Below are 14,986 nucleotides of genomic sequence, written 5' to 3'. Positions count from 1 at the left end.
TATTAGTTGACGTAAAAAGGAATATTTGCGGTACCTACATTATTGTGTCCATCGGTCACATAGACAAAAAGACGATAAGCGCCTTTCCCGGCAGGTGCAGTCAGCTGAACCTTTCCATTTTCCAGTGGTTTAAGTCCAGCGGAAACTGCAGCAGGTCTTTCTTCATAATCCCCGCCTTCTCCTACTTTTGTCGCCTCTGGCAACATTTCAAAGCGGTAAGTCAGTTGATCATTGTCGGGATCTATGGCATCCACTACTGCTTCATAACTTCCGCCAGCCTTTAAATGCACACTGTTCAGCGCCATCTGGCCATCCAATTGAAAAGCATAAATATGAGGCGCTTTGTTTGCAGGATAATGCCCCGACCACAGGAATTGCATCACATCTACCACCTCCGATTCTTCTCCTTTTTCAGTAAAAACACCATACCAGGTCGGTGTTCTTTCCTGCTTCTGTCCCCATAAAAATACGTAAGAGCCTAAGCATTTATCTTTGTCATTTGCGATCCCGTACAAATACTTTCTTTTATAAACCGCTGCTTTCTCGCTGCTCGATTCCTCTATAGGTGCTTTCCAGGAAGTCTCTAAACCTTCCCAATGACCAGTCGGTCCCCATTCTGTCACCATATACGGACCTTCCCAACCCAGCTTAGCAATTTGCTGAGGCAATTCTGTCAGGCCAGCATAAGTATTGATTGATAAAATGTCAACCGCTTTGGCATTCGCTTTAATATAGTCCACTTCTTTTTTATTGATACCCGCCAACACGGTACTGGCCGGGTGATTTGGATCTTCTTTATGGATCATTTCAGCGATCTCATTCACTGCATCCCAAACCTTCAGGTTTTTGTAAGAAAGGTTCAGCTCATTGCCAATCCCCCAGGCCAGTAATGCCGGATGATCTTTAAATTTGAGCACTTCTGCACGAACCTTTTCAAACTGCTTTTTTACCGCCGCCGGATCATCGTAATTAAAACCGTGGCGCTCTGCCGCAACCGGCAAACCCATCAAAACGGTAAGCCCGTATTTCTGTGCAGAATCTAAAATCTGCTTTCCGTTTTTCGTATCCCAGGTCCGTACAGAGTTCCCTCCGTAAGCGGCAATGCGGCTCATATAACCCGTTCCCCCTGCTCCTTTAATATAATACGGTTTCCCGTCACGCATCAGCTGATATCCAGCTCCTTCCTTTTTCACTGCCACTTTAATCGCAGCCCCGGATTTTACATCCTGAGCTACGACGATAAAGGGGAAAGCGAAGCACAATACAACAGCTAATCTCTTTCTAAACATGGTATTCAATTAATAGTTAATAATCTTTATTCTGCACCAATTTCCTGTTTCTCTCCAATTCTATCTGAGGGATTGGCAGCAGGTTATAGTGCTCTTTAAATTGTCTGTTTTCCAAGACCTCATCTGTATACACAAAGCTGCCATCATTATTTTTAATGATTTTCACTTTTCTTACTGGCTGATTGAAATAGGTAGCACCCAATTTCCATCTGCGGACATCATAAAAACGGTGTTCTTCAAATGCCAGTTCCACTCTTCTTTCATTGATGATTTTATCCCTCATCTGAGTTTTTCCCATTGCGGTTAAATCAGGCTGACCCGCTCTTTTTCTCACTTTGTTGATCGCTTCCAGCACCGTTCCATCCGGACCTACGGCTTCATTCTGTGCTTCTGCATAAATCAATAGGATCTCTGCATAACGCATAAATATCCAGTCATTATCAGCACCTTGGTACACATCAGCAGCAGTCACATACTTCTCATCAATAAATTTCTTCAAGCCATAACCGGTTTTGGTACGGTCGCCGTTAGATACTTTATTGGCATTTCCACCTTCAAACGTTTCTACAGTTACGCCTTTCCAGCTCGATCCATTTCTCAATATTGATTTGTCCAAACGGCTATCGCGATCCTTATATGGGTCATTTTTCACATAGTTGCTGGAAGGATCATTGATCGATTTACCATCTTTCATCTCATAGCAATCCACCAGGTTTTGTGTCGCATGAAAACCACCCCAGGCACCACCAATTACCGAAGGTGCTTCAATACTCATCGCCAGTTTCCAGGCAGTTTCATGAATCCTGCCCGGTCTGCCGTATTTCTTGGCAAAAATCACTTCCTTGTTGCCTTGCTTGTCCATAAAAAGACGATAGAAATCAGGATAGGTGTCATAAACATTCAGATTCATGACATCTTTTGCTGCTTTAGCCGCATCTGCCCAACGCGTCTGGTCGTTAGAAGGGTTGTTCAGTGGACTTGCATAATACAATAAAACCCTTGCTTTAAGTGCCAATGCAGCACCTTTAGTGGCACGGCCCAGGTCAGATTCGCCATAGATAGGCAGCAAATCAGCAGCTGCAGCATCACATTCTGCCACTATAAATTTCACACATTCTTCATAAGAATTTCTCGGTACTTCCAGGTCCTCAGAGATCTTCTGCTCCGTGATAATTAAAGGTACACCACCAAATGCTTTGATCAATTCTGCATAACCAAAGGCACGCAGGAAACGTCCCTCAGCCTTTAATCTTGCTTTCAATGCCGTCTCTGTAGTGGGCACCGCATCAATCCTGGCCAATAAAATATTTGCCTTTCTGATCAGGACATAATTGGCCTGCCACATTTCTGTAGAGAAGTTAAAATTAGAACTGTTCAAATCTCCGGTCTGGATCAGGTTTACATTCAGAGAAGCATGGGCTTCAATGTCATCGGTTGCCATATCCAGCAAACCAAAGCCAACGGACCAATCCTGTCCCAATCCAGCATCCCGACGGTCGAAACCGCTCAATAAACTTGAATAAATATTGGTAACGAACTGATTGGTTAAAGTAATGTCTTTGAAAACTGCTTCATCAGACACGAAATTGGTAGGCTTTACGTCTAATACATTTTTACAGGAATAGGCTACTGAAGCGACAAATGCGAAGCAGATTAGCCATTTTATTTTTTTAGTCATCATAATATATGCTGATTTAATATGAATTAATAATTATACCGCAGGGCTTAGAACTGAACATTTAAACCAAAATTGAAGATCTTTTGCTGTGGATAGTACCATCCCAACGAGCTGGTGTTTTCAGGATCCACATTCTTCATATCCGTGATGGTAAACAGGTTTTGTCCATTTGCATACACCCTTACTCCGGTTAATTTCAGCTTCGCTAAAAACTCATTTTTGAAGGTATAAGCAACTTCAACGTTCTTTAACCTCAGGTAACTTGCATTTTTTAACCAGAAGCTGCTGGTGACATAATTGTTTCCATTCGCATTAAGCCCCAACCTTGGTAAGCTGGCATTGGTATTGTCTGGTGTCCATCTGTCCAGCCATTCTTCCGTTACCGTTCCGCTATTGTAAAATGCCCATGCAGAATTTTGGGTCAGCATCTGCTGAGATCTTGCAGCACCCTGTAATAAAAAGTTGACCTCAAAACCTTTGTAATTCACACCTCCACTGATACCATACATGATTTCAGGTAGAGAACCACCACCTAAATACGTCACATCAAAATCGTCAATGATGCCGTCTGGAACACCATTCGGACCACTGATGTCCTGATATTTGATGTCGCCAGGCCCGGTCGAAGACATAAAAGCACTGGTTTTAGGAGAGTTGTTGTAATCGTCCATATCTTTAAAAATGCCAATTGCTTTATAGCCATACTGACCACCGTTCGGACGACCAGTGATTTTCTTCCCTGGAGGAACATTAGAAGCTTCCGCAGCTTCGATAATCTTATTCTTCGCATAAGTCAAATTCCCGCTCAGGAAATAAGACCAATTATTAGAAAGCCTGTTGTTATGGCTCAACACCAATTCCACACCCCTATTTCGCACTTTCCCAATGTTCTCCGTTGGCAGATTTGCACCGAAAGACAAGGGTACTGATAAGCTTCTTGTAGCCAGAATGTTTTTACGCTCTTCATTGAAATAAGTGAAATCTAAACCGATCAGGTTGTTCAGGAATTTAGTTTCAAAACCAATATCTGTTTTAGTGGAAGTCTCCCAGGTTACATCTGCATTGGCTACTGCGCCTGGCATTAAACCATTGGATAAAGTACCGCCAAAAGGATAGTTATTTGGCACTAAATCATACCTGTTGTAATAACCAAAGCGACTAGGGATACGATCACTGCCCAGCTGACCATAAGATCCCCTGATTTTCAAATAATCAATCACTTTAACCCCTTTCATGAAATCCTCTGCGGTCACTAACCAACCTGCGGAAACTGCCGGAAAATAACCTGTTCTTTTACCCGGAGCAAAGTTTTCAGACTCATCGCGTCTTAAACTACCCTGGATAAAGTACTTATTGTCATAATCATAATTCACACGTACTGCAGCACTTCTTAAACCGGTTTTATCTTCGCGATCTGAAAGCACTTCATTCTCTGCCGGACCAAAATTGATCAGCTCCAATGCAGAACTGGTATAAGAGTTTCTGGCACCATGCAAACCGCTGCTCTGATTTTCCTTTTGCAGGAATAAAGCTAAAGCAGAAATCCCATGTTTACCGAAACGGTTTTCATAGTTTAAATGTGCCTGAAATTCTAATGCCTGTCCCTCACCAAAATCTTTAGAAAGAGAAGATTTTGAAGGTGCAGAACTCTCAAAAGTTCCGTCTGCATTTTTCACATATAAAGGCACCCAGGCATTCCAGGTTTTGTTGTAGCTGAAATTACGGTCAAATGCCATCACCCCTTTTACAGACAATCCTTTTACGCCAGGAATGTCCTGAACCAATTGGAAATTGCTCAGCAGGTAATTGCTGGATGTTCTGTTGTAACCGCTTTCTTCAGAGATCATCGCCAATGGATTTGGGTAAGAACCCGGACTTGCTAAACGACCATCGGCAAATTTTGCCAGGTAAATAGGCGGATTACGCAAGGTATGCTCAAATATTCCTCCTGAAGGTGGCGCCTGTCTGTTCTCCATTCTGCCGGATAAATCCACCGAGAAACGAGTCGTATTGGTCACCTGAATATCTAAGTTAGAACGTACATTGTACCGTTTGTAATTCAATGATTTATACAAACCATCTTCATTCAAATAACCCAATGAAGTGAAATATTTCACCTTTTCTGTACCACCGCTCAGGGAAACATTGTGCTGCATTCTTGGTGCAGTTCCACCCAATACCAGGTCCATCCAATTGGTATTCGGATACAATTCAGGGTCGGCACCAGTTCTGAAACCGTCTAATCGCTCTAAAGAAAACTCTGGAGTCGCGTTTGGGTTGTCATTCAGTTTTGCCTCATTAAACAATACCGCATACTCATAAGAACCCAGGTTTTTAGGCAATCTGGTTACTTGAGAAACCCCGTAATTCATGGTGTAACTGGCACTCACTTTACCTATTTTACCACGTTTAGTGGTGACTAACACCACCCCATTCGCACCTTTCACACCGAAAATTGCGGCAGAAGAAGCGTCTTTTAAGACGTTCACCGATTCTATTTCATTCGCATCCATCTGTGAAAAATCACGGAAGGAACGTACAATACCATCGATCACGAATAAAGGCTCCATTGTGGCATTACCGAAAGTGGCGTTACCTCTGATGTAAATCTGTGCTGCATCTGCACCAGGCTCACCTGCTGGCTGCTTGGTAATTACCCCCGGAACACGCCCGGCTAATGCATTACTTAAATCGCCCACCGGACTTTGTAATAATTCCTTATCATTCAGTGTGGAGATAGATCCGGTTACACTTGATTTCCGCTGACTGCCATAACCGACTACCACCAATTCATTCAGGTCATTTGCGGCATCTTCCATCGTCACATTATACACCCCTGCTTTTGAAACCGCCACTTCTTTGGTTTTCGAGCCAATATAGCTGAATACCAGCACGGAACTTTTTTCAGGAATACTTAGGGTATAGCTGCCATTTCCATCGGATAAAGTGGCTACAGTTGAGCCTTTCAGCAATACAGATACACCGGGCATAGGAACGCCGGTTGGATCGGTTACCTTTCCAGATACAGACCAACGCTGCGCATTAGCCTCCTGCAAAAAACAGGTACCGATCAAAAAGACTATTAATTGTATAATTCTTCTCATTTCTTTATTTTTAAAACTTAAACAAAAGGGTTTATTGCGTCACAAAGCGGAACTGAAACACAGTTTCATTCGCTTTTCCTCCTCTAAGGACCATTTCTGTGTCTGTGATCGAGATGATCCTGTAGTTGTTAGAACTCACATCGGTTACGCCGATAAATTGAGTAGGAACAGCTCCCGGAAGGGTGATCGTCGCTAAACCAGCACCTGCAACTACCGTAGAATAGTTAAAGGAAACATTGCTGTAAGAACGGTCAGCACCACAGGCATAATTCGGCTGCACATTTCCCGCATTAAAGGTTGCCCCATTCGCATTGTAAGTAATCTTGAAATCATTGTTTACAAAAGAGAAAGTATAGACATCATCTGCCTGACAAGCCGCTAATGAACCACCACCAAAATACTCTGCAGGATTATTCTCTGTACCTACCGTAATTGGTGCCAGGGAATTGGGATCTAATTTCCAGGAATGAGCGATTAGTTTTTTAAAGGTCTCACTGTTTAAAATTGGAGAAAGGTCATCATTAGCCACCGTAACTTTTGCCGTAGCGATATCATAACCACCCTGACCATAAGCATAGAGTTTTACATTATAATCACCCTTTTTCAGGAAGTAAGCTTCCTTATTTACGGTACCTGCCGAAAGCCCCTGTCCATCGCCCAGATCCCATTGATAACGGTAAGCGTTTTCTGAAGTACTTTGCAGTAAAAAGGTATTCGCTTTGCCTGTAACCTGAGTCACCTTAAAGGAAGCTTTTGCCGCTTCGCCAAGTTCTCCCTCTTTTTTCTTACAGCCGAAAATTAAAAATGAAGCCAGCAAAACCGGCAGGTACAAGGTCTTCACCTGGTACGAAGATTTTAGAAATTTCATAAAGTTTATATTTGGTTTGTTAAAGGGTAAAGGTATTAAGTGTTCCTTTCCACAGTGTTTTTAGGGGTACATCAATACTACATCATACCTCGATAAAATAGCTAGAAACAAGGTTTTTTTTGATAAACCAAGAAAACTCTACAATTTATAGCTATTTTTATTTCGACCATTATGACCAAACTAAACCAGCTATTCACTTTCCTTTTTTTTCTTTTCAGCAGCTTTTCATTCGGGCAAAATCCAATTGGACTGCCGGATATCAGCCATTATGAAAAAACGGCTTACAGTGCCGGTACACAAAACTGGGCGATCCAGGAGGACCGGAATGGCATGCTCTATTTTGCAAATAATGAAGGGCTGCTCAGCTTTGATGGAACTTATTGGAAAACCTATCCTATCTCCAATAAAACGATCGTCCGCTCTCTGGCCATTGCAGATGATCATAAAATATATGTTGGGGCACAAGGTGATTTCGGTTACTTCTCTCCTGCGGAGAATGGAAAACTGCAATACCATAGCCTGATTGATAAAATCCCTATTGCCTACCGATCTTTTGCCGACATCTGGGACATCGTAGCCTTAAATAATGAAGTATTCTTCCGTTCCGGAAAACGAATCTTTAAACTAGCTGATCATAAGATCACTGTCTACCCGAATGAATCAGAATGGATCTTTCTGGGCATGGCCAATAAAACCATCATTGCGCAGGATAAACAGAAAGGATTGCTGCAATATAAAGACAAGCAATGGCTTCCATTTTTAAACCATCCTATTCCCGGAGGCGGATTTCGGGCCACCTCCATATCTCCCTATCATGCAGATACCTTGTTGTTATCTACTTGGCAAGACGGACTGTACACCCTCAGCAATAACACTTTAAGTAAATTACCCGGTTATCAGTCGGAAAAATACAGCAACAAACAAGTATCCAAAGCCTTCCGCTTAAATGACGATATGCTGGTAGTGGCGACCAATATCAGCGGCTGTTACATCGTCAATAAAAAAGGCGACATTGTGTATAATTTTTCCCGGAGACTAGGCCTCCAGAGCAATGTAGTCTTGAGCATGCTGAAAGACAAGCAGCAAAACCTTTGGCTCGGACTGAACAATGGCATTGATTTCATCGCAAATAATGATGCCATCAGGCACCTCAATCCAGAAGTTTTCAATGAAGGTGTGGGCCATACTTCTATGCTGTACCACAACGAGCTTTACCTTGGCCTTTCCGGTGCACTTTTTAAAATTCCGGTAAAACCAGGTGCCGACATCAGTTTGCTGCAAGACAATTTTAAATATGTCACGAACACCGAGGGACAAGCATGGGGCATGAATATCCTGAACGATCGACTGCTGCTTGGAAAACACGAAGGTGCTTTTGAAGTCAAAGGCAATAGCGCGGTTAAATTTGCGGAAGGCAAAGGTTACTGGAACTTTTTAAGCTACCAGCTTCAAGGAAAACCGGTCATATTAGCGGGCAATTACAATGGCATAGACATTTTTAATGAAGCCTTATCCCCGATCGGAAAAATTGAAGGTTTTAATGAATCAGCAAGGTTTACTACGGTAGATAAAGATCAGGTGATCTGGGCTTCCCAACCCTATAAAGGCGTTTATCGAATTGACCTGAGCACAGCAAATGCGCCTAAAATCAGGTTGTATACCCAAGCCGATCAGCTCCCTTCTACTTATAATAACCACGTTTACCAGGTGAAAGGACGCGTAGTAGTCAGCACAGAAAAAGGCATTTATGAATATCATAAGAAAAGCGACCGTTTTGAACCCTCCCCATTGTTTAATTCCGTTTTCGGCGATTTATACATCCGCTATTTAAAAGAAGATCCGGATGGGAATGTCTGGTTTGTACAGGACAAGAAATTAGGGGTCTGTGATTTCTCTTCCGGCAAGCCGAAGCTCATCTATATTCCGGAAATGAATGGGAAACTGGTGAGCGGATTTGAGCATATCAACCCAATCAATAAAAACAATATTCTGGTGGGTGCCCAGAAAGGATTTTACCACATTAATTATGAAAAGTACTTAAAAGGCCTCAGTCAGCCCGTAGTCCGTATCAATGTGGTAAAAGCTATTGGCAAGACCGACAGCCTGCTTTTTGCCGGTTATTACGGAGAAGTGAACGACCTGAACTCACAGCAGCAGATCCCGGAAATTAAATACAGTTCCAATTCCTTCCATTTTGAATTTGCAGCGGTATTGCAGAAAAACCAGACCAATATTACCTACAGTTATTACCTGAAAGGATTCGATAGTAAATGGTCTGAATATAGTAGAAAAACGGAAAAAGACTATACTAACCTACCCTATGGCAGCTATACTTTTCAGGTAAAGGCCCGGAATAATTTCGGGGAAGAATCTGCGGTTACGAACTACGAATTTGTAATCCTCCCACCCTGGTATCAAACCATTTATGCCAACTTATTTTACGCGGTACTTACGGTATGGCTGATCTATTTAATCTATAAAAGACAGCAGAAGAAGTTTGTAAAACAGCGGGAGGAATTCCTGAAGGAACAGGACAGAATGAAATACCTGCACCAGTTGGAAATCGATAAATCTGAGCAGGAAATTATTAAACTTAAAAATGAAAGGCTGATCACGGAAATAGAGATCAAAAACTCAGAGCTGGCTTCTACTTCTATGCACCTGGTTCAAAAGCAGGAACTGATCACGAAAATCAAAAACGACCTCAGTAAATTAAATACCAATATTCCTTCTGATGAGAACCTTTATAATTTAAGAAAGATCATCAGGCTGCTGTCTACTGAAGAAAAAAACGGAGAAAGCTGGGAGCAGTTCTCTATCTACTTTGATAAGGTACATGCCAACTTCCTGGAGGACTTGAAAGCGGAATACAGCAACCTGACCAATAACGACCTGAAATTAGCGGCGTATTTAAAATTGGGCCTGTCTACCAAGGAAATTGCACAGCTGATGAAGATTTCGCCAAGAGGTGTTGAAATCAGTCGCTACCGACTAAGAAAGAAGCTTCAGATTCCAGCAGAGGTCACGCTGTTCGACTTTCTATCTGAGTTTCGGAACTAGTGTAAAAACCAGCCGTTTTAAATCAAATCCTTTTAATTTCTATATTAGCCTCATAAACCTTTATATCAATGCAGCGTAAACCATTATCCTTAATTTTTTCTTCCCTTCTTTTACTCTCTTTTTTTAGCACAGATCTTACTGCACAAACTAAAACTTCAAAACCGAAAGCACCGATTATGGGCTGGTCCAGCTGGAATAATTTTCGTGTAGCGATTGATGAAAAGATCATCAAGGCACAGGCTGATTTCATGATCTCCACCGGACTTAAAGCAGCAGGATATAATTTTGTAAATATTGACGATGGTTTTTTCGGAGGCAGAAATGAAAAAGGAGAGTTATTGGTTCATTCCGGACGTTTTCCTAATGGCATGAAAACAGTTGCCGACTATATCCATAGCAAGGGTTTAAAAGCAGGAATTTATGCGGAGGCAGGGATAAACACCTGTGCGTCCATCTGGGATAAAGATACCGTAGGCGTAGGTTCAGGATTGTATGGTCATGATGAACGGGATTTAAACCTGATGCTGAACACCTGGGGTTATGATTTTATCAAAATCGATTGGTGTGGTGGAGAGCAGTTGAAATTAAATGAAGAGATCCGCTACACACAAATTGCAAACCATATTAAAAGTATAAAACCTGAGGTTATTTTTAACATCTGCCGCTGGCAGTTTCCAGGAATCTGGGCAGTGAATATCGCGGATTCATGGCGTATTTCTGGAGATATTGACAATAAGTTTGAATCCATTCTACATATTATCGATAAAAATGCAGACTTATGGAAGTACAGTTCTGCGGGGCATGTCAATGATATGGATATGCTGCAGGTGGGTCGCGGCATGAGCGCGGAAGAAGACAAATCGCACTTTACCATGTGGTGTATCCTCAACTCTCCCCTATTATTAGGGAATGATTTAAGAACGATGTCTAAAGAAAGTCTGAAACTCGTAACGAATAAGGAGATCATCGCGCTCAATCAGGATCCACTAGGTTATCAATCCCGCAGGTTGAAAAAAACAGGAGATCTGGAAGTCTGGGCAAAGCCCTTGATTTCTACCATGAGCGGAGAAGTTGCGGTGACCTTGTTCAACAGATCAAAACAGTCGGCAAACATTAGCTTTGAACCGGATAGTTTAGGAATCGATACTTCGAAACCTTATCAGATCCGTGATTTATGGAAACACCAGGATTTAACAACAGCTAAATCCAAACAATTGAGTTTTGAAGTTCCGGCACATGGCGTAGTGACTTTAAAACTAAAAGGCAGGTCTATCCCATTTAATGTTTTTCAATCCGCTCCGTAAGAATAAGCCATAGGCCTTACAAGTTACTGTGGTGAAATTGGCTTCCTATAGACAGAATTCAACTGATTATAGCCCGACTACCTGTACAATCAGGCTATATAGCAGTACATTCCTGCCAAACTGGAAATCCATATTCCTCAATAACATATATTTGCTGAACTAAATTCAGCCCTATGAACAGAGAACACTTGTATGAGCCTTTTGAAGTCATTTACAAAAAGCTGGATGAATGCCCTAAAGCGGCGCACAAGCATTTGTTTTTTGAACTGGTTTATGTGTTATCTGGAACAGGGATGCAGTGTATCAACAATAACAAGTTCCAATACCAGGCAGATCAGATGTTTCTGATCACCCCGGAAGACTGTCATTCTTTTGAAATCGAAACCACCACAGAGTTTTTCTTTTTACGCTTCGGTAATGTATATATCCGCTCTAACGATTTTCATACGGAAGATATCAGAAGAATGGAATATATATTGAACAATGCGAGTCACCAACCGGGTTGTATTCTCAAAAACTTCTCCGACAAAGTTTTGATCCGTTCGCTGATCCAGGCTATAATCGCTGAATATGTGAACAGAGATCTCTATAATAAAGAGCTGGTCGCTAAAATGGTGGACACGATGATAGTGCTGGTCGCCCGCAATATTGCCAAATATATGCCAGCAGCAGTCAGGGAGGATTCGGAAGAGAAGGCATTAGAGATTTTAAACTATATACAGGCCAATATTTACAGTCCTGAAAAGCTGAGGGCAGAAAGTCTAAGCAGCCATTTTGGGATCTCTGAGCATTATTTCAGCAAGTATTTTAAGAAACATGCCCATGAAACCCTGCAGCAATATATTGCTCAGCTTCGGATCAGACTGGTCGAAGCCCGACTGCGTTTCAGCGACATGCGCATCACCGAAATAGCCAATGAGCTGGGCTTTGCAGATGAAAGTCACCTGAACAAATTCTTTAAATCGCAGAAAGGGATCAGCCCTAAAGCCTTCAGGGCAACGATGAATAGCTAAGCGTATCGCTAATTAATACCTCAGGCTTAATATCTTCCCCCAAACAGGGCTTTTCCAATCACTGGAATTTTGCTGATGATGGAAGTCAGGTACATACAGATCACAATCATCACGACCGACAATGCCAGCGTATACCCAAAAGTATAGAGGTAATCATTCATCGTAGTCACCGGAGCGAAAATGTCTATTCCTTGAAATAGAATGGTTTGGATGATGTAAATCCCTAAACTCAAGGTACCCATTTTAGTAATAAAGGTAACTTTTGGAAAATAAAGCAGCCTCCTTAAAATCGTTACGACCACGACCATACCTGTAAATCCAATCACATATCGCTTCAAGGAAATCAGGACTACCTTGAGTACTTCTGGCTTGTATAATGACATGCCACTTTGATAGATCAGGTCCTCTTTAGACCAAAAGAAGAACAATAAAACAGGAAAGACCACAAAACTCAAATAAGTCAGCGGCTTTTCCCAGGCTACAAATTTCTCGCGGTACAAGTTGTAGAAATATCCAAATAGAAAGTATGGATACATAAATTTAATGTACATCAGGCCAAAACGATCCGTTAAACACAGTAGCAACCCAAATACTAGAATATGTAAGGTGACCCTATCCTTAAACTTACTGGCGATCACTGAAACTAATATGGAAATCACAAAAAGCGCCCATAAAAACCATAGATAGTAAGGAAGAATACTGATATAAGATTTAATAAAAAGGAGGACACTATGTTTCAGATCAGCGGAAAACAGCTCTTTATAATAGGAAAGCACGACCATAAGAATTGCCCAGCTGAATACAGGGATCAACAACTGAGTCGCTTTTGTCTTTACCATCAGCTCCAGCTCCTTCCTTTTCTTACTAAAAGCGAATAGATAGCCGCTGATCGTCATGAATAAAGGCATGTGGAAGGAATAAATGAACATAAACAAGCCATTCTCCGAAGTCTCGTAACCTGTACTAAAATGCTGTATGGAGTGGCCCCAGACCACTAAAAATATGGCTATGCCCTTTAAATAATCTAAAAAATGACTTCTGTTCATTTGATTGCGCTAATCGTTAATTTACGAGAAATCAATATTATACATAATTTAGGAATAAATCATTGTCGAAATTATTCTTCTTCCAAAATGCTTTTCAACATCAGTACTGCTGCTTCCATGAGCTGAATGCTAAATCCGGTAAAGCCAATAATCAAGGCTTTCGGATGCTTAAAATCTATCGCCAGCTCATCCACAGCATAGATAAATACACCGCTGGCTCTTGCTTTTAGTGCGATAGCTGTGGCATCCTGATCGCTCATCAACCAGGCCACCAGGTGCATTCCAGCTTCTGCTGCTGCAATCCGAAGCTGATTTCCGAGATGTTCTTTTAGCAATAGAATCAGTTCTTCCTGTGCTTTTCGATACACCAGCCTCATCCTTCGTAAATGCCTGGTGTAATGTCCTCCGAGAATAAACTCGGTTAAAATGGCCTGATCAATAACCGGACTCTGGCGATCAATCACTGCTTTGGCAATGGTAAATTGCTGTGCAATAGCTGCTGAAGGCAGCACCATATATCCGATTCTTAGTGCAGGAAATAAGGTCTTGTTAAAGGTACCCACATAGATCACTTTCCCGAAAGTATCCAGGCCTTTGAGTGCGGGTATCGGTCTATTTAAATATCGGAATTCACTTTCATAATCATCTTCTATCACCCACATATCCTTTTGTGCAGCCCATTTCAGGAGTTTTATCCTTACCATTAAAGGCATGGTCTCCCCCAGCGGATATTGATGGGAAGGCGTCACATACGCTAATTTTGCTGCCGGAAAATGCTGCATGGCATAGTCCAGATCCATGCCTGAATCTTTTATAGGAACCGGACAAATTTGAGCACCGAAACGGGCAAAAGCAGATTTTGCACGTAGAAAGCCCGGGTCTTCCATCCAGCACTGGTCTTCTTTTTTCAACAGCAGTTCTGCGATGAGCTGCATCGCCTGACTAGAGCCATTGACCAGCACAATCTGATCCGCAGTACAGCTGATCGAGCGGTTCATCCGAAGATAATCTGTGAGGGCTTCCCTCAGCGGAAGATAACCCTGTGCACTATCGTAGCCCAAATGTAACTGATGAATATTCCGGTACACATTGGCCGCAATTCTCGCCCAGATCTGGAATGGAAAATCAACCAGCGAAGGTGTAGAGGGTTGAAATGGCAGCATCGCTTCCTGACCCACATAATTGACCACATATTTTGTATGTGAAGGAAGATCAGTCATTTCAATTGGTTTCAATACCTTTTCTTCCGGAGATAAGTCTTTCTTGGATTTCCTGTTATCGAGTTTTAGTTCATTGACTTGTTCAGAAACGTAAGTACCATTTCCCGTTTTACCGTTTAGAAATCCTTCCAGTGTCAGCTGCTCAAAAGCCAGTAACACACAATTTCTGGAAATACTAAATTCTGCCGCCAGACTTCTGGTAGATGGCATTCGGTCGCCATGCTTCAGCATGCCATCAAATACGCCTTGTTTCATCGCATCATACAACTGAATGTAAAGCGGTGTTTTAAGTTTTCGATCCAGATGGATGAAAGTCAGCAGGATTTCAGGTGATATTTTACCCATAAATTGGCACTATGAATTACTTATATAATGGCTCTTTTTACAGAACCAATGTAAGCTTA

9 protein-coding genes are annotated in these 14,986 nt (G+C 41.9%); 3 read left to right on the top strand and 6 right to left on the bottom strand.

The features are described 5' to 3' along the window. Positions 1-2 precede the first annotated feature (2 nt). The 4 genes from AQ505_RS11260 to AQ505_RS11245 are packed head-to-tail and all read right to left on the bottom strand — an operon-like array spanning position 3 to position 6,939. Entirely contained in the window at positions 3-1,289 is a 1,287-nt protein-coding gene (locus AQ505_RS11260) for a glycoside hydrolase family 2 TIM barrel-domain containing protein (protein WP_062548272.1), read from the bottom strand. A gap of 16 nt (positions 1,290-1,305) precedes the next feature. Further along, entirely contained in the window at positions 1,306-2,970 is a 1,665-nt protein-coding gene (locus tag AQ505_RS11255; protein ID WP_062548271.1) for a RagB/SusD family nutrient uptake outer membrane protein, read from the bottom strand. 44 nt (positions 2,971-3,014) lie between these two features. Then, positions 3,015-6,071, bottom strand: coding sequence for a SusC/RagA family TonB-linked outer membrane protein (locus AQ505_RS11250; protein WP_062548270.1), 3,057 nt, complete (start codon positions 6,069-6,071; stop codon positions 3,015-3,017). Positions 6,072-6,102: 31 nt separating this feature from the next. Beyond that, positions 6,103-6,939, bottom strand: coding sequence for a PKD domain-containing protein (locus AQ505_RS11245; protein ID WP_062548269.1), 837 nt, complete (start codon positions 6,937-6,939; stop codon positions 6,103-6,105). Between the two features lie 171 nt (positions 6,940-7,110). On the opposite strand from AQ505_RS11245, the gene AQ505_RS11240 reads away from it, so the two are divergent. The 3 genes from AQ505_RS11240 to AQ505_RS11230 all read left to right on the top strand — a co-directional run bounded on the left by AQ505_RS11240 (position 7,111) and on the right by AQ505_RS11230 (position 12,316). Then, the gene (locus AQ505_RS11240) at positions 7,111-9,999 is read left to right on the top strand and encodes a ligand-binding sensor domain-containing protein (protein ID WP_062548268.1); all 2,889 of its coding nucleotides are present in this window, start codon (positions 7,111-7,113) and stop codon (positions 9,997-9,999) included. Between the two features lie 68 nt (positions 10,000-10,067). After that, a complete protein-coding gene (locus AQ505_RS11235) occupies positions 10,068-11,303 on the top strand; it encodes a glycoside hydrolase family 27 protein (protein WP_062548267.1) in 1,236 nt (411 codons plus the stop codon). 173 nt (positions 11,304-11,476) lie between these two features. Then, the gene (locus AQ505_RS11230) at positions 11,477-12,316 is read left to right on the top strand and encodes an AraC family transcriptional regulator (RefSeq protein WP_062548266.1); all 840 of its coding nucleotides are present in this window, start codon (positions 11,477-11,479) and stop codon (positions 12,314-12,316) included. 26 nt (positions 12,317-12,342) lie between these two features. Here AQ505_RS11230 and AQ505_RS11225 read toward each other — a convergent pair whose 3' ends face one another. Both AQ505_RS11225 and pdxR read right to left on the bottom strand, forming a co-directional pair. Beyond that, a complete protein-coding gene (locus AQ505_RS11225; protein WP_062548265.1) occupies positions 12,343-13,362 on the bottom strand; it encodes an acyltransferase family protein in 1,020 nt (339 codons plus the stop codon). Between the two features lie 71 nt (positions 13,363-13,433). Then, a complete protein-coding gene (gene pdxR, locus AQ505_RS11220; protein ID WP_062548264.1) occupies positions 13,434-14,927 on the bottom strand; it encodes a MocR-like pyridoxine biosynthesis transcription factor PdxR in 1,494 nt (497 codons plus the stop codon). Positions 14,928-14,986 lie beyond the last annotated feature (59 nt).

It is taken from the genome of Pedobacter sp. PACM 27299 (assembly GCF_001412655.1).
In the GTDB taxonomy this organism is placed as follows: domain Bacteria; phylum Bacteroidota; class Bacteroidia; order Sphingobacteriales; family Sphingobacteriaceae; genus Pedobacter.
Note: the sequence above shows the minus strand (reverse complement) of the source record. Positions and strands in the feature narration are given on the sequence as shown.

What these genes read in the sequence shown, in the direction of transcription:
- AQ505_RS11260 (WP_062548272.1), bottom strand. Translation starts at nt 1,289, where the DNA reads ATGTTTAGAAAGAGATTAGCTGTTGTATTGTGCTTCGCTTTCCCCTTT.
- AQ505_RS11255 (WP_062548271.1), bottom strand. Translation starts at nt 2,970, where the DNA reads ATGATGACTAAAAAAATAAAATGGCTAATCTGCTTCGCATTTGTCGCT.
- AQ505_RS11250 (WP_062548270.1), bottom strand. Translation starts at nt 6,071, where the DNA reads ATGAGAAGAATTATACAATTAATAGTCTTTTTGATCGGTACCTGTTTT.
- AQ505_RS11245 (WP_062548269.1), bottom strand. Translation starts at nt 6,939, where the DNA reads ATGAAATTTCTAAAATCTTCGTACCAGGTGAAGACCTTGTACCTGCCG.
- AQ505_RS11240 (WP_062548268.1), top strand. Translation starts at nt 7,111, where the DNA reads ATGACCAAACTAAACCAGCTATTCACTTTCCTTTTTTTTCTTTTCAGC.
- AQ505_RS11235 (WP_062548267.1), top strand. Translation starts at nt 10,068, where the DNA reads ATGCAGCGTAAACCATTATCCTTAATTTTTTCTTCCCTTCTTTTACTC.
- AQ505_RS11230 (WP_062548266.1), top strand. Translation starts at nt 11,477, where the DNA reads ATGAACAGAGAACACTTGTATGAGCCTTTTGAAGTCATTTACAAAAAG.
- AQ505_RS11225 (WP_062548265.1), bottom strand. Translation starts at nt 13,362, where the DNA reads ATGAACAGAAGTCATTTTTTAGATTATTTAAAGGGCATAGCCATATTT.
- pdxR (WP_062548264.1), bottom strand. Translation starts at nt 14,927, where the DNA reads ATGGGTAAAATATCACCTGAAATCCTGCTGACTTTCATCCATCTGGAT.